Source organism: Microbacterium altimontanum (assembly GCF_058349865.2).
In genome coordinates, this window is sequence record NZ_JBYRJB020000002.1 from 466,118 (window position 1) to 483,800 (window position 17,683).

18 protein-coding genes are annotated in these 17,683 nt (G+C 71.5%); 5 read left to right on the forward strand and 13 right to left on the reverse strand.

Going from position 1 to position 17,683, the window contains the following annotated elements:
- Positions 1–240: 240 nt before the first annotated feature.
- Positions 241–1,536: a glycosyltransferase gene (locus tag AC3RX1_RS04450; protein ID WP_491500035.1), complete on the reverse strand. Its 1,296-nt coding sequence runs from the start codon at positions 1,534–1,536 to the stop codon at positions 241–243.
- A 67-nt stretch (positions 1,537–1,603) separates the two neighbouring features.
- Between AC3RX1_RS04450 and AC3RX1_RS04455 the strand changes: the two genes are divergently transcribed.
- On the forward strand, positions 1,604–2,227 hold the full coding sequence (locus AC3RX1_RS04455; RefSeq protein WP_491500036.1) for a TetR/AcrR family transcriptional regulator: 624 nt from the start codon (positions 1,604–1,606) through the stop codon (positions 2,225–2,227).
- Here AC3RX1_RS04455 and AC3RX1_RS04460 read toward each other — a convergent pair.
- Positions 2,211–2,972 carry a DNA-3-methyladenine glycosylase gene (locus tag AC3RX1_RS04460; RefSeq protein WP_491500037.1) on the reverse strand — a complete coding sequence of 254 codons (762 nt, stop codon included), beginning with the start codon at positions 2,970–2,972 and terminating at the stop codon, positions 2,211–2,213. The two genes, AC3RX1_RS04455 and AC3RX1_RS04460, sit on opposite strands and share 17 nt — an antisense overlap.
- A 205-nt stretch (positions 2,973–3,177) precedes the next feature.
- Between AC3RX1_RS04460 and AC3RX1_RS04465 the strand changes: the two genes are divergently transcribed.
- Entirely contained in the window at positions 3,178–3,903 is a 726-nt protein-coding gene (locus AC3RX1_RS04465) for a glutamine amidotransferase-related protein (RefSeq protein WP_491500038.1), read from the forward strand.
- A 113-nt stretch (positions 3,904–4,016) separates the two neighbouring features.
- Here AC3RX1_RS04465 and AC3RX1_RS04470 read toward each other — a convergent pair whose 3' ends face one another.
- Genes AC3RX1_RS04470 through AC3RX1_RS04490 form a run of 5 tightly spaced genes read right to left on the reverse strand, consistent with a single transcriptional unit; the run spans position 4,017 to position 8,600 of the window.
- Positions 4,017–5,480 (reverse strand): hypothetical protein, encoded by a 1,464-nt coding sequence (locus AC3RX1_RS04470; RefSeq protein ID WP_491500039.1) that lies wholly within the window; start codon positions 5,478–5,480, stop codon positions 4,017–4,019.
- Positions 5,470–6,360 carry a TIGR03943 family putative permease subunit gene (locus tag AC3RX1_RS04475; RefSeq protein ID WP_491500040.1) on the reverse strand — a complete coding sequence of 297 codons (891 nt, stop codon included), beginning with the start codon at positions 6,358–6,360 and terminating at the stop codon, positions 5,470–5,472. Before AC3RX1_RS04475 ends, AC3RX1_RS04470 begins: the two co-directional genes overlap by 11 nt.
- Positions 6,350–7,384 (reverse strand): permease, encoded by a 1,035-nt coding sequence (locus AC3RX1_RS04480; protein WP_491500041.1) that lies wholly within the window; start codon positions 7,382–7,384, stop codon positions 6,350–6,352. Before AC3RX1_RS04480 ends, AC3RX1_RS04475 begins: the two co-directional genes overlap by 11 nt.
- 1 nt (position 7,385) lies before the next feature.
- Positions 7,386–7,802 (reverse strand): Fur family transcriptional regulator, encoded by a 417-nt coding sequence (locus AC3RX1_RS04485; protein WP_491500042.1) that lies wholly within the window; start codon positions 7,800–7,802, stop codon positions 7,386–7,388.
- 9 nt (positions 7,803–7,811) lie between these two features.
- Positions 7,812–8,600 (reverse strand): COG4705 family protein, encoded by a 789-nt coding sequence (locus tag AC3RX1_RS04490; protein ID WP_491500043.1) that lies wholly within the window; start codon positions 8,598–8,600, stop codon positions 7,812–7,814.
- A gap of 160 nt (positions 8,601–8,760) precedes the next feature.
- Here AC3RX1_RS04490 and AC3RX1_RS04495 point away from each other — a divergent pair, with 160 nt between their 5' ends.
- The 3 genes from AC3RX1_RS04495 to AC3RX1_RS04505 all read left to right on the forward strand — a co-directional run bounded on the left by AC3RX1_RS04495 (position 8,761) and on the right by AC3RX1_RS04505 (position 11,132).
- Positions 8,761–9,417, forward strand: a complete 657-nt coding sequence (locus tag AC3RX1_RS04495; RefSeq protein WP_491500044.1) for a phosphatase PAP2 family protein — start codon at positions 8,761–8,763, stop codon at positions 9,415–9,417.
- 69 nt (positions 9,418–9,486) lie between these two features.
- Positions 9,487–10,152: a response regulator transcription factor gene (locus AC3RX1_RS04500; RefSeq protein ID WP_491500045.1), complete on the forward strand. Its 666-nt coding sequence runs from the start codon at positions 9,487–9,489 to the stop codon at positions 10,150–10,152.
- Positions 10,149–11,132, forward strand: coding sequence for a sensor histidine kinase (locus AC3RX1_RS04505; protein WP_491500046.1), 984 nt, complete (start codon positions 10,149–10,151; stop codon positions 11,130–11,132). The genes AC3RX1_RS04500 and AC3RX1_RS04505 overlap by 4 nt, the downstream gene beginning before the upstream one ends.
- Positions 11,133–11,162: 30 nt before the next feature.
- Here AC3RX1_RS04505 and AC3RX1_RS04510 read toward each other — a convergent pair whose 3' ends face one another.
- The 6 genes from AC3RX1_RS04510 to AC3RX1_RS04535 form a co-directional block, all read right to left on the reverse strand.
- Positions 11,163–12,026 (reverse strand): metal ABC transporter permease, encoded by an 864-nt coding sequence (locus AC3RX1_RS04510; RefSeq protein ID WP_491500047.1) that lies wholly within the window; start codon positions 12,024–12,026, stop codon positions 11,163–11,165.
- Positions 12,023–12,844: a metal ABC transporter ATP-binding protein gene (locus AC3RX1_RS04515; protein WP_491500048.1), complete on the reverse strand. Its 822-nt coding sequence runs from the start codon at positions 12,842–12,844 to the stop codon at positions 12,023–12,025. The genes AC3RX1_RS04510 and AC3RX1_RS04515 overlap by 4 nt, the downstream gene beginning before the upstream one ends.
- Before the next feature lie 199 nt (positions 12,845–13,043).
- A complete protein-coding gene (locus AC3RX1_RS04520) occupies positions 13,044–13,991 on the reverse strand; it encodes a metal ABC transporter solute-binding protein, Zn/Mn family (RefSeq protein ID WP_491500049.1) in 948 nt (315 codons plus the stop codon).
- Between the two features lie 89 nt (positions 13,992–14,080).
- Positions 14,081–15,409, reverse strand: coding sequence for a dihydrolipoamide acetyltransferase family protein (locus AC3RX1_RS04525; RefSeq protein WP_491500050.1), 1,329 nt, complete (start codon positions 15,407–15,409; stop codon positions 14,081–14,083).
- Between the two features lie 40 nt (positions 15,410–15,449).
- Positions 15,450–16,415 carry an alpha-ketoacid dehydrogenase subunit beta gene (locus AC3RX1_RS04530; protein WP_491500093.1) on the reverse strand — a complete coding sequence of 322 codons (966 nt, stop codon included), beginning with the start codon at positions 16,413–16,415 and terminating at the stop codon, positions 15,450–15,452.
- Between the two features lie 110 nt (positions 16,416–16,525).
- Complete coding sequence (locus AC3RX1_RS04535) at positions 16,526–17,668, reverse strand: thiamine pyrophosphate-dependent dehydrogenase E1 component subunit alpha (protein ID WP_491500051.1); 1,143 nt, start codon at positions 17,666–17,668, stop codon at positions 16,526–16,528.
- Positions 17,669–17,683 lie beyond the last annotated feature (15 nt).

The following is a 17,683-nucleotide window of genomic DNA, read 5'->3' on the forward strand; positions in this document are numbered from 1 at the left end:
GACATCCCCCAGAACGTCAGCGCTTGCGCGACTTGACGATGTTCTCCCCGGCGCGCTCCTTCTTCTGCGCCCGCTTCTCCTTGAGAGTGGCCTGAGGAGCCTTCTTGGCGTTGTGCTTGTCAGCCATCGTGGATACTCGCTTCCCTGGTTGCTAGCTGGCGGGTATTCCGGCTGACCATAGCCCACTTCCGCAAGGAAGTCACTTCCTGACCGCTGACCGGGGAATTTCTGCCGCCCGGTCTACGGCGTGCGCACCTCGACGAGGCCGCGCACGACCTCGACGACGGCGGCCGGGCCGGGCGCCTGGCCGATCGCGGCCCCGATCCCCTGTGCCGCGGCCCGGAACGACGACTCCCTCAGTACGCGGTCGACCGCGGCGGCGATGTGCTTCGGCGCCACGCGGCCATCGCGAGGCCTGATGCGCAGGCCGGCGCCCGTGTAGGCGACGCGCGCCGACACCTCGGTCTTGTCCTCGGTCGCCCCCGCCGCGACGATCGGCACCCCGTGCGCCAGCGCGTAGTGCACCCCGCCGTAGCCGCCGTTCGTGACGAATGCGCTCGTCAGCGGGAAGAGGCGGTCGTACGGCAGGAAGTGCGCCACGCGGGCGTTGGCGGGAAGGTCGGACTGCGGGATGTCGCGGCCGCCTGTGGCGGCGACGACGAGGACGTTCCGATCGGCGAGCGCCCGCATCGTGGGGAGGATGAGCTCCTCGAGATCGCCGTTCGCGACGGTGCCCTGGGTCACATGGACGACCGGGCGTCCGTCGTGCAGGTCGTCCCACCAGTCCGGCAGCGGCGCCGTCGACGCATTGTGGAGGGACACCGGGCCGACGAAGTGCACCGGCACCGTCACGTCACTGCGGGGGTATTCGAACTCGGGCACCGTGAACTGCACGATCGCGTCGGCCATCGCGGGGTAGTTCATGACGGCTTCCGTCAGCCGGCGTCCGGTGAGCTGGCGCACCATCTCCTCGGCCGAGCGCTGCAGTCCGCCGAACACGAAGCGGTCGCTGGTCCAGGTGAGGAACGCGTTCCGCGCGCGTCCGACCGGTCCGGAAAGTGGGGCGATGCCGAGGGCGAAGGGCGCGGTGTCGCGGCTGCGCAGGCCCAGCGGGACGATGCCGAGGTTCACGACCGGCGGGCGCTCGGCGGCGGGGCGTTCCAGGAGCAGCAGCGCGCCGAGGAACATGCTCTCGGCGAGCACGGCGTCCGCAGGCTGCTCCCGGAGCGCGTCGTCGACGGCGCGCAGCTGCGCCGGCGCCGGGTCGAGGAAGATGTGCTGCAGATCCCACCGTGCGCCGTCCACGCCCCGGCGGCCCGTGCGGCCGGGAAACGCCGCATCCATGTCGGTGTCGTCGTAGTCCGCGGCGGCAGGCAGCGGAATCCACCGCGCCCCGGTCTCCTTGACGGCGCGGCGGTAGCGCCGCCCGGTGAGGAAGCGCACGTCGTGTCCGGCAGCAGCCAGGGTGCGTGCGACGGCGAGCAGGGGCGTGACGTGCCCGTGCACCGGCGTGCAGCAGATGAGAAGCGAGAGCACGGCATCTCCTTTTCGATGGTAGGTTGAAAGTACTTCAGGAGTATTCACTACCCTCTAAGGAAAGTCAATGCCCCCCTACGTCTCTCCCCTGCGCGAAGCCCAGGCTGCCCAGACGCGACAGCGCATCCTCGATGCGGCGGTGCAGGTGTTCGGAACGTCCGGCTACTCCGGCGCATCCCTCGCCGTCATCGCCAAGGAGGCCGGAGTGTCGCTCGAGACGGTGAAGCAGAACGGTCCGAAGGCGGCCCTCCTGCTCGCCGGCTTCGACCACGCGTTCGCGGGCGCGGAGGGCGAGGGGCCCCTCCACGGCCGTGAGCTGGGCGAACGGGCCGCGGCGCTCGAGGGCGACGAGCTGCTCGACTTCCAGCTCGCCTTCGTCGCCGAGGCGAACAAGCGGGCGGCGTGGCTCTGGCCACGCCTGGTCGAAGCGGCCGCCGGCGACGACGAGGTGGGCCGGCGGCTCGAGCAGCTGCAACGCAACAGGCAGGCCGACATGCGCGCGTCGATCGAGATGTACCGCGCGAAAGGCCTGTGCCACAGCGAGCGGCCCGACGCCGAGCTCGCCGCCGAGCTGTCGTTCCTCATCTCGCCCGAGGGCTACACCCAGCTCGTGGTCGAGGCCGGATGGAGCGCGAAGGCCTACCGCGCGTGGCTGGCCCGCGCCGTGCGCCGTCTCATCCTGGAGGACTGATCGACTGCGCCGCGGCCGCCGCTTCCGCGGCTCCTCGCCCCCACCGGAACGGCGACACCGTGCGGTCGCCGGCGATCCAGAAGCGCCACGGGAACGCATCCGTTCCGGCGTGACCGGCGATCCCGACGCGAGGACCGGAGGCGACGTCCGTCTCGGGGTCGATGCGCAGTTGCAGGTGCGCCGCGGCGCCGTTCTGCGGCTCGCCCGTGACGGCGTCGATGCCGTCGTGGAGCGCGTGGCGGAGGCCCATCGCATCGCCGAACCGGCCCGGTCCTCGCGCGAGCTCGCGATCGGTGCGCGCCGCGGGGCGACGGCGACGGGCGATGTCGACGCCCTCGATGATCTCGCCGGCGCGCAGCAGGATTCCGCCGGCCTCGCCCTCCGGCCCGCAGACGACGTTCGCACAGGAGTGGATGCCGTGGCTGAGGTAGACGTACAGGTGGCCGGGTTCGCCCCACATCGTCGCGTTGCGGCGCGTGTACCCCATGCGCGCATGCGACCCGAGGTCGGGCACGGGCCCCGTCCCCTTGCCGTGGTATGCCTCGACCTCGGTGATGCGGGCGGCCACGCTCTCGCCGTCGACCGTCACGGCGAGGACGCCGCCGAGCAGCCGCGGCGCGACGTCGAGCGGCAGCCCCAGCAGGTCGGCGCGCGTCGCGGGGCGGAGGGTCGCGGCGGGGTCGGCCGCACCGGGAGGGGGTGGCGTGGCGGGGCCGGTGGGCGCGGCGGGATCGGATTCGTTCATTGTCTCGGACGGGCGGGGAGCCCGCCCCCACGATACGCGAGCGTCCACTCCGCGGCACAGGTACGTGGCTCTGCGGCCCCCAACGTCGGAGAAGCAGGCTGGATCGGCCGGGGGCAGCGGCTGCGGCCCACCAGGTGTCGATCGAGCCTGCTTCTGCGACCCGCGCTGCACGAGCGCCGAGCGATCGGCGCCCTAGACTCGCGCCATGTCGCTGGTCTACCTGTGCGTGCGCCCGCAGCGCGAGGCGGCCCTGGCAGAGTACGCCTCATTCCGCACCGAATCGGGCCTCGACGAAGAGTCGCTGCAGATGCACGATCTCACGACCGACCCGCTGCCTCCCGATGCGCTCGAGCGGTGGTCGGGATTCCTCGTGGGCGGCAGCCCGTTCAACGTCAGCGATGCCGAAGAGGCGAAATCGACCGTGCAGCGCCGGGTGGAGGTCGATCTCGAGACGGTGGCGGCCGCCGCGGTGGAGTCCCGCACAGCGGCGCTGTTCACCTGCTACGGCATCGGCATCGTGACGCGGATGCTGGGCGGCGAGGTGAGTCGCAGCTTCCCCGAGCCGACCGGGCCGACCGTGGTGCGGCTCACCGACGCCGGGCGCGACGACCCGCTCACGGCGACGCTCGCCTCGGAGTTCACGGCGCTGTCCGCGCACAAGGAGGGATCGGGCACTCCGCCGCCCGTCGCGGTGCTCCTCGCGACGAACGACGCGTGCCCGGTGCAGGCGTACCGCGTGGGCGATCGGCTCTACGCGACGCAGTTCCATCCCGAGTCCACGCCGCTGCCGTTCACCGAGCGGATGGCGTTCTACCGCGACGGCGGATACTTCGCCGCCGACGAGTACGACGAGATCGCGGCGCGCGTGCTCGACGCATCCGTCACCGAACCCGGCCGCATGCTGCGGACCTTCGCGCGGCAGTGGGGGTGACGGAGAACCAGTGAGCCCTGGCACGCCGCGGACCAGCGTTCACGCCGCCGAGCGAGGCCGCAGGACGCGCGCGAACCGACCCATCCGCTGTGCCGGCACGGACTCGAGACCGCTCACTGCCCCACGGGCGGCGGGGTCTGGCACCACGAGATGCCGAAGCCGCTGAACGAGTGCACCTCGTGCGCATCGGCGAGGGAGACGACGTGCGTGACGACCTTGTCCGGCATCGGCAGCAGGTAGTCGTCGTAGGTGTTCGCGACGGTGTCGGGCGAGACGGCGATGGCGGCGTACTGGGCGCTCGGCGAGACGCACACCTGGATCACCGCGTCGGTGGGCGGGATGTCGAACACCGCCGTCGCGGCACCGTCGGCCGCGACGCGGTACACGGTGGTGCCCTCGGCGACGCCCTGCCCCGCGCCGGAACCGCCGGGGACGTCGAGCACGCTGTACGGGCGCACGGATCCGGCGGCCTCCCCGGGCACGGGGACGACGACGCCCATCCGGCCTGGCACGTCGCGGCCGTGCGCCCGGGCGGCCGCCAGCGCCTGCTGCTTCCCGTCGGTGAGGTCGACGGTCACCATGCCGTCGGCGCGCTCCACCACTGCCACCGACGAGCCGCGGGCGATGCCGTCGATGGCGTTCCCGGTACCGAGGTCTGCGGCTCCCGTGCCGGTGGCGCCGCTCAGCAGCATCCGTCCGTCGTAGGTGAGGACCAGGATGCTGTCGCTGTCGGGCACGAACCGCCAGTCCGCGACGCGCTGCTCGCGGCCGCCGACGGCGACGGCCGTGGGCGGAGTGCTGGCCGCCGCATCCTTCAGCGACGCGGTGTACAGCCGGCTCTCGCGGGCGCCCTCCCGCCCGAGGTTCGCGTCGGAGTAGGTGTAGCCGATGAGCTCGCCGCGGTCGGCGCTCTGCAGCGCCGCGACGGCGCCGTCGCCCGGGAGCGGCAGGTCGCGCTGCTGCCGCCCCTGAAGGTCGGTGACGACGAGTGCGGCCTTGCCGTGGGCGTCGAGGGTGGAGACGACGAGGTGGCCGCTCGTGGCGCGGAAGTCCTCGATGTGCGGGTGGCGGAACACTGGCTCGGGGTCGGATCCGGTGAGGTCGGTGCGGAGGATGCGGTCCTCGACGTCGCCGCGCTGCAGCATGTAGACCTGCTGCTTCGGCGTCCGGAACCGCTGCGTGACGGTGGCCGCGGGGCCGCCGCCGAGTCCGGTCACGCCGGTGAAGCGCACCGTATAGTCGGTGTCGTCGTGCAGCGGCAGCGTGAAGCGCACGCCCATTCCGCGACCGGAGGTGTCGACGGTGAAGTCGGCGGCGGGGGTGACCGTCACCTGATCTGCGGTGATCGGATGCAGCGACTGGTTCATCGTGACGATGAGGCGCGCGCCGGAGGCGGTGGTCGCCGCATCGGCATCCATCTGCACCTTCGTCACGCGTGGGCCCTGCGTGCCGCTGGCGGCGGTGCCGGCGAGGCCGAGCACCGCGAGCAGTCCGATCACCGCGGCGAAGGTCGCCGCGAACGCGCGTCCACGCCGGCGCCGGGCTGCGGCGCGGCGCGTGCCGGCCTCAGTACTCATACGGATCCTTCGGCTCGGCGATGCGCTTGACGCTCGTCGCGGCGATCTGAAGGGATCCGTCGGACGTCGACGTCACGGTGCCGGTGACCTCGACCCAGGTGCCGGTCGCCGGCGCCGCGCCCGTCGCTGCGATCGGGACGTTCGCCGGCTGCGCGTCGATGACGCAATGCGTGATGACGAGGCGGGTGAGGTCGAAGGCGCCGCCGTCGCCCGGGGTGACGAATCCCGTGAGGGTGACGGCGTCGCCCTCGAACGCATCCGGATTCGTCGCAGTCGCGAACACGCTCGCCCAGTCGCCGACCCCGAACGCCGACACGTCGCCGTGCGTCGCCAGGTTCAGGATGTCGGCCCCGGCGAACAGCGGCGCGGCGCCGACGTCGCGGGTCTGCGCGATCTCGGCCGACAGCGCGGCCGGGGGCAGCAGCAGCGCCGACAGCATGACCCCGGATGCCACGACCCCGCCCGCGCCGACGACGACGGCGCCCGCTCGGCGAGCCGCCTTCGCCGAAGCGCCCGCCGCTTCCCGCGAAGCCGCGGCCGCTTCCCGCGAAGTCGTACGATTTCGCCCACTGAACATCGAACTGCGCGCGGTTTCATGTGCACTCGGCGAGATCGTACGATCTCGCGGTGGCTCGTCCGGCGCCGAGGGACTCGCGGAGTGGTCGTGGCCGTGGTCCTCCTCCGCGCCGAGCGGGAGGAGGAAGCTCGCGGCCGCCCCGACCAGCAGCAGCACGGCCATGGGGATCGCGAACCAGTTCGACGACGGGTTGATGTAGAGCGCGAGGCGTCCGGTGAGCGCGAGGCCGAGCGTCACGACGGCGAGGCACGACGCGAGACCGACGCCGAGCCAGCGGTTCCACACCGCTGCGCTACGCGACAAGGTTCACCCCCACGCCGATCGCGAACGCCGCGAGCAGCACGATGACGACCATTCCGGCCAGCACCCGCGTCGTGAACGTCGTGCGCAGCAGTGCGAGCATCTTGACGTCGACGAGCGGTCCGACCAGCAGGAACGCGACGATGGACCCGGGCGTGAACGTCGACGCGAACGACAGCGCGAAGAACGAGTCGACGTTCGAGCAGATCGACACGATCATGGCCAGCAGCACCATCGCGACGATCGAGAACACCGGGTTCGAGCCGATCGCCAGCAGCGCGTCGCGCGGAACGAGCACCTGCACCGCACCCGCCATCGCGGAGCCGACCACGAGCGCCGGCATCACGGCCCGCAGCTCGACGACGAACTGCGCGAGGCTGCGCCGCCACCTCTCGCCCGGCTCGTGCACCACGAGCTCGCATGTGTCGCGGAACCGCTCCGTGAGCAGCGCATCGGGGTCGGGATGCCGGCTGTAGATCCAGCCGATCAGGTTGGCGATGAGGTACCCGCCCACGAGTCGCGCGACGAGGATGCCGTCGCCGAAGCCGAACGCCTGGTGCGTCGTGACGATGACGATCGGGTTCACGATCGGCGCCGCGATGAGGAACGTCATCGTCTCGGGCACCGTGAACCCGCGCATGAGCAGCCCGCGCGCGAACGGCACGTTGCCGCACTCGCACACGGGGATCACCATGCCGAGGAGCGACAGCACCGCCCGCCGTGCCGACGCGCGCCGCGGCATCCATCGCTCGATCGCTCCCGGCGGGATCCACACCTGCACGACGATCGAGAGCACCACCCCGAGCACGACGAACGGCAGCGACTCGATCAGCACGCTGAGCGCGAGGGTCAGGCCGTCCTGCGCGCGCGTCGGCACGCCGGGCATGAGGCCGGGGGCGAGGGCGTCGACGAGGAACAGCGCCGCGACCGCGGCGACGCCGGCGCCGAGCGCCAGCGCGCGACGAGGATGCCGATCGATCAGGGGCTTCGGGCGGGGTCCGGATGCCGTGTCCTCCGTCCGGGTCACGTCAGCTCGCGCCTCGCCGGTCCGCCGCCCGCCGAGCCGTGCAGTCGGGGCACACGCCGAAGACGTCGACGACATGCTCGGCCTGCGTGAACCCATGGCTGGCAGCAGTCGCGCGCGCCCATTCCTCGACGTCGTCGGCGGCGATCTCGACGGTCAGCCCGCACGAACGGCAGATGAGGTGGTGGTGGTGGCCGGGGCTCGTGCACGCACGGTACAGACTCTCGCCCTCGGGGCTCTGCAGCGAGTCCGCATCACCCGCCGACGCCATGTCGGACAACGCGCGATACACCGTCGCGAGTCCGATGCCCGTGTTCTCCTCGCGCAGGGTGGCGTGCAGGGACTGCGCGCTCACGAAGCCCGCGGCGTCTGTCAGGGCTTCGCGCACGCGCTCCCGCTGCCAGGTGTTCCGCTGCGCCATGACTCGAGTCTAGGCCGGGGCACCGTAACGACGGCCGAGAGGCGGCGCTGCCCGACGTCGGCTGCGAGCCGCTACCGCCACGACGAGGACCATCACCACGGCGAACCCGAGCGAGACCCAGCCGGCTCCGAGCCCGACGCCACCGTCGGCGACGGGCTTGCCGAGCCAGTCCGCGACAGACGCCCCCAGCGGCCGGGTGAGGACGTACGCGAACCAGAACGAGAACACCGCGTTCCAGCGCCCGAACCGGCGGCCGAGCGCCGGCACGAGGATCAGCACGGCGAACAGGGCGATCGACGACAGGTAGCCGAGCCCCAGGCCCACCGCAGTGAAGTCCCCGAGGGCGGTGCCGGTGGCGAACGTCGCAACCACGGCCGCCCAGTAGAACACCTCGCGGCGGGTCGTGGTGACCGCGTGCACGTCGAGGGTGCCCTCGCTCCTCCGCCAGCCGACGAATACGAGTGCGAGAGCAAGCGCGTATCCCACGGCCGAGACGACGTAGGGCAGGCCCAGCACAACATGCACGACATCCGCCGCCATGGTTCCGAACACGCCCACCATCGCGACGGCGAGCCAGTACACGCCCGCAACATATCGACGCCGGCTCAGCTGCAGGGCCAGCGCGCCGATGAACAGCACGAATCCGAGCAGCACCGCGACCACCGGCGGGAGCACATGGATCGAGTAGTCCGACAGCGCCTCGCCGAGAGCCGTCGACGCGCCCTTCGCGATCCAGAACGACACGGTGGGATCGGCGACCCGACTCGCGGGATTCGAGGATGCGTTCCGCCTGCTCACCAGCCGAGGGTGAACCGCCGGCTCTAAGAATCCACCCAGAAGCAAGGATCCCGGACGAATCGGGACGCACCCGGATCCGGATTCCGTCCGCGTGTCAGGAGAACCAGTGCGCCGGTCGCATCTGAGATGTTTCTCAGAGCCGGGGCGACACGCTCGCGGCATGGACCTGCGAATCGTCACTCCCCGGCAGCGCTCACGCCTCGCCATGCCTCTCACCGTCACCGTGATCGTCCTCGCCCTGGTGACGGCGGCCGGCTTCGTGATCACGGCGCACCCGGCCTGGTCGGTGGCCGAGGACCAGGCGATCCGCGCGGTGCAGCACGCCGGAGGCGCCGGCCTTCAGATCGCCGGCGGGGCGATCGCCGTCGCGTTCGGACCCGCGGGGGCGATCCTCGTGGTCCTCGTCGTGCTGTCGGTGGCCTACCTCGGCACGAGATCGTGGCGGCTCACCGCCCGAACGGCCGTGGTCCTCGCCGTGCCGTGGGCGGTGGCCGAGTCGCTCAAGGAGGTGGTGAAGCGTCCCCGTCCCGACCCGGCACTGCTCGGCCTCACGCCCGAGCCGCTCACCTACAGCTTCCCGAGCGGACACACCGCGTTCGCCGCCGCACTCGGCTGCGCCGTGGTGATCGTTCTCGTCACCGGTCGTCTGCGGATCGTCGCGATCGCGGTCGCCGCCGCCGTCGCTCTCGTCACCGCCTGGTCGCGGGTGTACGTCGGCGCGCACTATCCCAGCGACGTCATCGCGTCGCTGATCCTCGTCCCGGTCGTCGCGATGGCCGTGAACCGGCTGGCTGTCCGCATCCCGTTCCTGCGCTGACCCCCATCGGCGGGCGGTTCGGTCGTATCTTTTCTCTGAGGCGGAAGGCGGCGCGATGGGAGGCGAACGATGAGCGACCGGCGCCCGCGCCTGCTGCTCGCCGAGGACGATCCGCAGCTCGGGCCGCTCACGGCGCGCGTGCTCGACGAGGTCTACGACGTCGCACTCGTGCCCGACGGCGACGACGCCCTCGCCGCGGCGGCGTCGGGCGGCTTCGATGTGCTCGTGATCGATCGGCGGCTGCCTGGCCTCGACGGACTGTCGATCGTGGAGCGGCTGCGGGCCGCGGGCGTGCGCACCCCCGCTCTGATCCTCACGGCCCTCGGCACCGTGCAGGACAAGGTGAGCGGGCTGGATGCCGGGGCGAACGACTACCTCGTCAAGCCATTCGAGTTCGACGAGCTCTTCGCGCGGCTGCGAGCCATCCGCCGCAACGACGACGGCGAGGGGCCGTTCGTGCGGATCGGCAGCTGGGAGTTCTACCCGGACTCGCGCGCCGTGTACTCGCCGTACGACGGCCGCACCATCCTCACCGACCGGGAAGCCGAACTGCTGCGGCTGTTCGCACAGCATCCTCGGCGCACGTTCACGCGAGCCGAGATCCTCCAGGCCGTCTTCGAGCCGACCGACACTCCCGGCACCGTCGACACCTATGTGCACTACCTGCGCCGCAAGACCGACCGCGACATCGTCACGACCGTACGCGGGCGGGGCTACCGGCTGGGCGTCGGATGAACGGGCGAGCGGATGCCGATGCCCGCCTGGTCCGTCGCACGATGTGGGCCGTGGGGGCGTGGATGACGGTTGCCGCAGCGGTCCTGGTGGCCGCGGTGCTCGCGGCGGTGATCGTCGTCGTCCTCAGTCAGGTGCCTCTCCGCGACCTGCTGGACCGGCGGCATCACGAGGAGACGATCGACGTCGGGGGGCTGGATGCGATGACCGCCGCCGCCGTGATCGGCGTCCTGGCGATCGCCCTCGCGTGTGCGCTGAGCCTCATCGTCACGCGGCGTGCCGTCGCGCCGCTCGTGGATGCGCTCGCCCGACAGCGTCGCTTCGTCGCAGATGCGTCGCACGAGCTGCGCACGCCGCTGGCCGTGCTCGACACCCGGCTGCAGGTCCTCGAGCGGTCGCTCAGCGACGACGACGCGCATCGCGACATCGTCGCCGAGCTGCGTGCGGACTCCCGTGCCCTGATCGCCGTCGTCGCCGATCTGCTCGACGCCGTGGACGTGACCGCGTCGGGCCGGCAGCCGCCCGTGGCGCTGGCACCGATCGTCGCGACGGCGGTCGCGTCGATGCGCATGCTCGGCGACGACCGCGGGGTCGGCGTGACGGCGGATCACGTCCCGGCCGACGTGCAGGTGCGGATCCCCGAGACGAGCCTGCACCGAGCGCTCGTCGCCCTCCTCGACAACGCCGTGGCGCATTCCCCCGCAGGGGAGACGGTGCATGTCGCGGTGACGGCGAGCCGCAGCCGCGTGCGGATCGCCGTGTCCGACCGCGGCCCGGGCATCCGCGGCATCGCTCGGGAGGCGGTCTTCGACCGTTTCGCGCACGCGCCGGGTACCGCGGAGGGCAGGCGGACCGGGTTCGGCATCGGGCTCTCGCTGGTCCAGGACACCACCGGCCGGTTCGGCGGCTGGGTGGAGCTGAGTGACACCTCGCCGAGCGGGACGACGATCACGATCGGACTGCCGCGCGCCCGCACACGCTGACGGGCCGATGCGTGAAGCGGTCAGACGCCGTCACGCTGCCGACCGGGTGACGCGGTCGCGCCGCGCACCGGCCGCACGGCACACGAGGTAGATCACGAACGAGATCGTCGTGATGTAGGGGCTCACCGGCAGCTCGCCCATGACCGCGAGCAGGATGCCGCCGACGGCTGAGACGAACCCGAACACCGCCGCGAGCACCGGCACGGCCACCGGGCCCGCGGCGACTCTCATCGCCGCGGCGGCGGGAGTGACCACGAGCGCGAGCACCAGCAGCGCGCCGATGATGTGGATGGCGACCGCGACCACGAGGCCGAGCAGCAACATGAACCCGAGCGACACCCAGCGCACCGGCACGCCGCGCGCGGCGGCCGCCTGCGGGTCGAGGGAGTCGAACCGCAGCGGGCGCCACATCAGCACGAGTCCGACCAGCACGACGGCGCCGATCAGGATGAGCCATCCCAGCTGCTCGTTCTGCACCGTGACGATCTGACCGGTCAGCAGGCTGAACCGGTTCGCGCTGCGCCCGGGATACAGCGACAGGAACAGGATGCCGAGGCCCAGCCCGAACGGCATGAGCACGCCGATGATCGAGTTGCGCTCGCGCGCCCGGGCGCCGAGCCAGCCGATGAGCGCGGCGGCGATGAGCGATCCGACGATGGAGCCGGTGACGGCGTCCGCCCCGATCAGGAGGGCGGCGGCCGCGCCGGCGAACGACAGCTCGCTGATGCCGTGCACGGCGAACGCCATGTCGCGCTGCATCACGAACACGCCGATGAGCCCGCCGACGAGGCCCAGCACGGCGCCCGCCCAGACCGAGTTCGACACGAGCGCGAGGATCTCGCCGTAGTCGGCGATCCCGCCGAACATGGCGTTCCACACGTCGCCCCAGCTCATTCGTGCTCGCCTTCGTGGTGATGGTGGGACTCCTCGGCATCCGGCGCGCCGACGACGACGAGCCGGTTCCCGGCGCGCATCACGAACACCGCGGCGCCGTACAGGTCGGTGAGCACGTCGCTGCGCAGCACATCGCGCGGAGCACCGAGCGTGAACCGCCCGCCCGCGAGGTAGAGGATGCGGTCGACCTTGCCGAGCACCGGGTTGACGTCGTGGGTGACGAGGAGCACGGCGGCCTGGCTCTCGCGCCGGTGATGGTCGATCATGCGGACGACCGCCTCCTGGTTGGCGAGGTCGAGGCTCGTGAGCGGCTCGTCGCACAGCAGGAGCTTGGGGTCGTCGGCGAGCGCCTGCGCCACCCGCAGACGCTGCTGCTCACCGCCGGAGAGGGTCCCGACCGGCTGGTCGGCGAAGTCCGACGCCCCGGCCGCCGCGAGCAGGTCGTCGACGCGGGCGCGGTCGCCGCGACGTGGGATCGGCAGGCCGAAACGGTGCCCGTCGACGCCGAGCTGCACGAGGTCGCGGGCGCGCATCGCGGTGTCGCGCGGGAGGGGCCGCTGCTGCGGGATGTACCCGATGCGGCGGTTCCCAGCGCGGTGGACCTCTTCGCCGAACGCGGAGATGCGTCCCTCGCTCAGCCGGTCGAGGCCGAGGATGGCGCGCAGCAGCGTGGTCTTTCCGGAGCCCGACGGTCCGAGCACGGCGATGAGCTCGCCGGGCCGCACCGTGAGGTCGAGGCCCGACCAGAGCGTGCGCGCTCCGCGGCGCAGAGCGGCGTGCTCGATGACGAGGGGCGCCCCCGGCTGCTCGGATTCCACTAGTCCACCTTAGTGATAACGGTTCTCATACATACGCCGGCGTCCACCGCACCGACTTGCCCCTCGGTTCGCCGAGTTGCCCCCCGGTTCGCCGGCTTGCCCCCCGGTTCCGCGAGTTGCCCCCCGGTTCCCCCGAGTTGCCCCGCGGTCCCGCGAGTTGCCCCCCCGGTTCCGGGACTCACCCACCGGATGCGTCACCTCACCCCAGCGCATCACCGAGCTGTCGCACGTTGTCGGCCATCCAGCTCAGGTAGGTCTCGCCCTCCGGCAGCAGCTCCGAGAAGCGCAGCGTCGGGATGCCGGCATCCTTCGCGGCCTGCTCCACGCGATCCGTCTCGGGACCGCCGGCCTGCGCGTTCACGATCACGACCGCAACCTGCCCCGACGAGATCGTCTTGAGCGCGTCGAGGAGTGTCGCGGGCGGCACGTCCTGTCCCTCTTCGACCGCCTCGCTGAAGGCGTTCGGCGTCTTGTTGTCGAGCCCTGCGGCGTCGGTCAGATAGAGCGGGAGTGGCTCGGTGACGAACACTCCCGTGCCCTCGTGCGCCGCCTTCAGCCGCGCGAGATCGGCCTCGACCTTATCGATGCCCTCGTCGAAATTCTTCGCGTTGGCGGCGAACGCATCCGCCCCCTCGGGGTCGATCGCACCCAGCTCGCTCGAGAGCTTGTCGGCGAGCGTCGCCATCACGGCCGGGTCGTAGAAGACGTGCTCGTTGAACCCCTCGAGATGATCGTGCGCGTGGTCGGCGTCGTCGTGATGCGTCTCGAGATCGCCGTCAGACGGGTACTCGGGCGACAGGGTCGCGGCGGTGAGGACGACGGCCTTCGTGCCGGATGCGTCGACCAGACCGTCGACGAACGGGTCGAAGCCGCCACCGTTCTCGATCACGACCGCAGCCTTCGCCACGCGCAGCTGATCGCGGGCGCTCGCCTCGTACTCGTGCGGATCCTGGGCGGCCGAATCGATCAGCGACGTGACGTCGACGCCGTCGCCGCCGACCGCCTGGGCGATCGCCCCGTAGACGTTCGTCGACGCGACGACCGGGATCTTCCCGTCGCCGCCGTCGGCCGACGTCGAACCGGAGCACCCGGCGAAGAGGAATGCGGTGGCCGCGAGCGCGGCGGCGGGGATCAATCGGCTTCTCATCACTCACCCCACCCTAAACCGTAATGAGAATCATTCTCAACTTTACCGCTCCGCAGTTCGCCGCTCTTCCGGGAACGACGACGCATCCCCTAGTCCAGCAGCAGCGCCGGCTCCTCGAGGATCGACGCCACGTCGGCGATGAACCGGCTCATCCCGTCGCCGTCGACGACACGGTGGTCGAACGATCCCGCGACCGTCGTGACGTACCGCGGGCGCACCTCGCCGTCGACGACCCACGGCTTCTGCCGGATCGTGCCCATCGCGACGATGCCCGCCTCGCCGGGATTGATGATCGGCGTCCCCGCATCCATCCCGAACACCCCGATGTTCGTGATCGTGATCGTGCCGCCCTGCTGATCGGCCGGCGTCGTCCGACCCTCGCGCGCGGTGAGCGTGAGCTTCTCCAAGGCCCGGGCCAGCTCGCGCATCGTCATGTTCTGCGCATCCTTGATGTTCGGCACGAGCAGCCCGCGCGGCGTCGCCGCCGCGATGCCGAGGTTCACGTAGTGCCGCACGCGGATCTCCGACCCGCCGTCGGTGTCGACCCACGCGGCGTTGACCGTCGGCGTGCGGCGCACCGCCCAGATCACCGCCCGCGCCATGACCAGCAGCGGCGACACCTTCACGTCGGCGAAGTCCGGCGACGCCTTGAGCCGCTTGACGAGCTCCATCGTGCGCGTGGCGTCGACATCCGTCCACACCGTCACGTGGGGGGCGCTGTAGGCCGACCCCACCATCGCCGACGCGGTGGCCTTGCGCACGCCCTTCACCGGGATCGTCTCAACGCGGTGCTCCTCGTCCGAGCCGACGGACGCCACCGCGGCCGAAGCCGCGACGGGGATGCGCTCCTCGCGCACGTCCGGCCACTCCGGCGTCGCGATGTTGCGGAACACGCTCGCCTGCGACGCGTGCTTCATGACGTCGTCGCGGGTGACCTCGCCGGCGGGCCCCGACGGCGTCACCGAGCCGAGGTCGATCCCGAGGTCGCGCGCGAGCTTGCGGATCGGCGGCTTCGCGACGACGCCGATCGACGAGTTCACTGGGCGCTCGGCGGGCTTGCGGCGGCGCGACGCGACCGGCCCGCCGGTGCCGTAGCCCACGAGCACCGATCCCTCCGACGCGGGCTGCGTCTCGGGCTCACCGTGCGCGCTCTGCCCGAGGACGGCGTCGGACGCGTCATCCGCCGCGATCGTGATGATCGGCGTGCCGACATCCACCGTCACACCCTCGCCTACAAGCACGTCGCCGACGGTCCCGGCGAACGGCGAGGGAAGCTCGACGAGCGACTTCGCGGTCTCGATCTCGACGAGCACGTCGTTGACGGCGACGGCGTCGCCCGGGCCGACGCGCCAGTTGACGATCTCGGCCTCGGTGAGGCCTTCGCCGACATCCGGCAGCACGAAGGTCTGGATGCTCATGTCGTTCCCTTCTTCACCCCGGGGTCGAGGCGGCGGTTGGTCAGTAGGCCAGCGAGCGGTCGACGGCCTCGAGGATGCGATCGGGATCGGGCAGGTACACGCCCTCGAGCTTCGCGGGCGGGAACGGCACATCGAAGCCCGACACCCGCAGCACGGGCGCCTCGAGCGCGTAGAACGCCTCGGTCATGACGGTGGCGGCGACCTCGCTGCCCACCGACACGGACCCCGGCGCCTCCTGGGCGTAGACCATCCGGCCCGTCCGGCGCACCGAGTCGAGCAGCGGACCGTAGTCGATCGGCGACAGCGACCGCAGGTCCACGACCTCGCACGACGTGCCCTCGCCCTCGGCGAGCGCCGCCGCCTGCAGCAGCGTCGTCACCATCGCGCCGTGCCCGACGAGCGTGACATCCGTCCCGCGGCGCACGATGCGCGACGCGTGCAGCGGCAGGGCGGGGGCGGATGCGTCGACCTCGCCCTTCTGCCAGTACTTCGCCTTCGGCTCGAGGAAGATGACGGGGTCGTCGGAGGCGATCGCCTCCTGGATCATCCAGTACGCGTCGTTGGGTGTCGACGGCGACACGACCCGCAGGCCCGGCGTGTGCGCGAAGTACGTCTCCGGGCTCTCCTGGTGATGCTCGACGGCGCCGATGTGCCCGCCGTAGGGGATGCGGATGACGACCGGCATGCGCAGCGCGCCCTCGTGCCGGTTCGTGAGCTTCGCGAGCTGCGTCGTGATCTGGTCGAACGCGGGGAAGACGAATCCGTCGAACTGGATCTCGATCACGGGCCGGAACCCGGCCATCGCCAGCCCGATCGCCGTGCCGACGATGCCGGATTCGGCGAGCGGGGTGTCGAGCACGCGGCGGTCGCCGAAGGCCGCCTGCAGCCCCTCGGTGACGCGGAAGACGCCGCCGAGCTTGCCGATGTCCTCGCCCATGAGCAGGACGCGATCGTTCTCCTCCATCGCGCGGCGCAGCCCCGCGTTCAGCGCCTTGGCGAACGGCATGGTCTGGATGTCGGTCGTTGAGCGCGCGGAGCGAGTCGGAACGACGTCCGCAGAGGGGCGTTCCGACTCGCCCTCGGCTCGCTCAACGACCTGATGTGAGGAGTTGCCGGTCATCGGGTGCCCTCCTCGAAGGATGCCTCGTACCCGGCGAGCCACTGCTTCTGCCGGTCGATCAGCGGATGCGGCTCGGAGTACACGTGGTCGAACATCGTCGACGTCGGGATGGTGCCGAGCGCCGTGGTGCGCTCGCGGACGTCGTCGGCGCCCGCGGCGGCTTCGGCATCCACGTCGTCGAAGAAGGCGTCGGGGGCGCCCCGCCCGCGCAGGTAGGCCCGCATGCGGGCGATGGGGTCACGCTCGGCCCACGACCGCTCCTCGTCGGAGGTGCGGTACTTCGTCGGGTCGTCGCTCGTCGTGTGCGCGCCCATCCGGTAGGTGACGGCCTCGATGGCGCGGGGGCCCTGCCCCGAGCGGGCCTCGTCGAGCGCCCGCCGGGTGACGGCGTAGCTGGCGAGCACGTCGTTGCCGTCGAGGCGGAGCGACGGGATGCCGTAGCCGGCGCCGCGCTCGGCGAGCGGCACGCGCGCCTGGGTGGCCACGGGCACCGAGATCGCCCAGTGGTTGTTCTGCAGGAAGAACACCTCGGGGGTCTGGTAGCTCGCGGCGAACACCATGGCTTCGTGCACATCGCCCTGGCTCGACGCGCCGTCGCCGTAGTAGACGATCACGGCCTGGTCGCGGTCGACGTCGCCCGTGCCGCACTTGCCGTCGAACGCCAGACCCATCCCGAACCCGGTCGCGTGCAGGGTCTGCGAGCCGAGCACGAGCGTGTAGATGTGCGTGTTGCCATTCGCCGGGTCCGTCGGATCCCAGCCGCCGTGCGTGAGCCCGCGCATGAGCCGGATGATGTCGAGCGGGTCGACGCCGCGGATCGTGCAGACGACGTGCTCCCGGTACGACGGGAAGAGGTGGTCCTGCGCGCGTGCGGCGCGGGCCGAGCCGACCTGGGCGGCCTCCTGCCCGTAGCTCGGCGGCCAGAGGGCCAGCTGACCCTGGCGCTGGAGGTTCGTCGCCTGTCGGTCGAACGCGCGCACCACGACCATGTCGCGGTAGAACTGCTCGAGTTCGACGTCGTCGAGCGCCTCGATCAGGTCGACGTACGCCTCGGCGGCCGGGGTGGGGGCGAAGGTGCCGTCGGCGGCGAGCACCCGCACCAGGCCCGGATCGTCTGTCGCGTCGGGGGTCTGGGTCACCGTTCCACGCTAGCC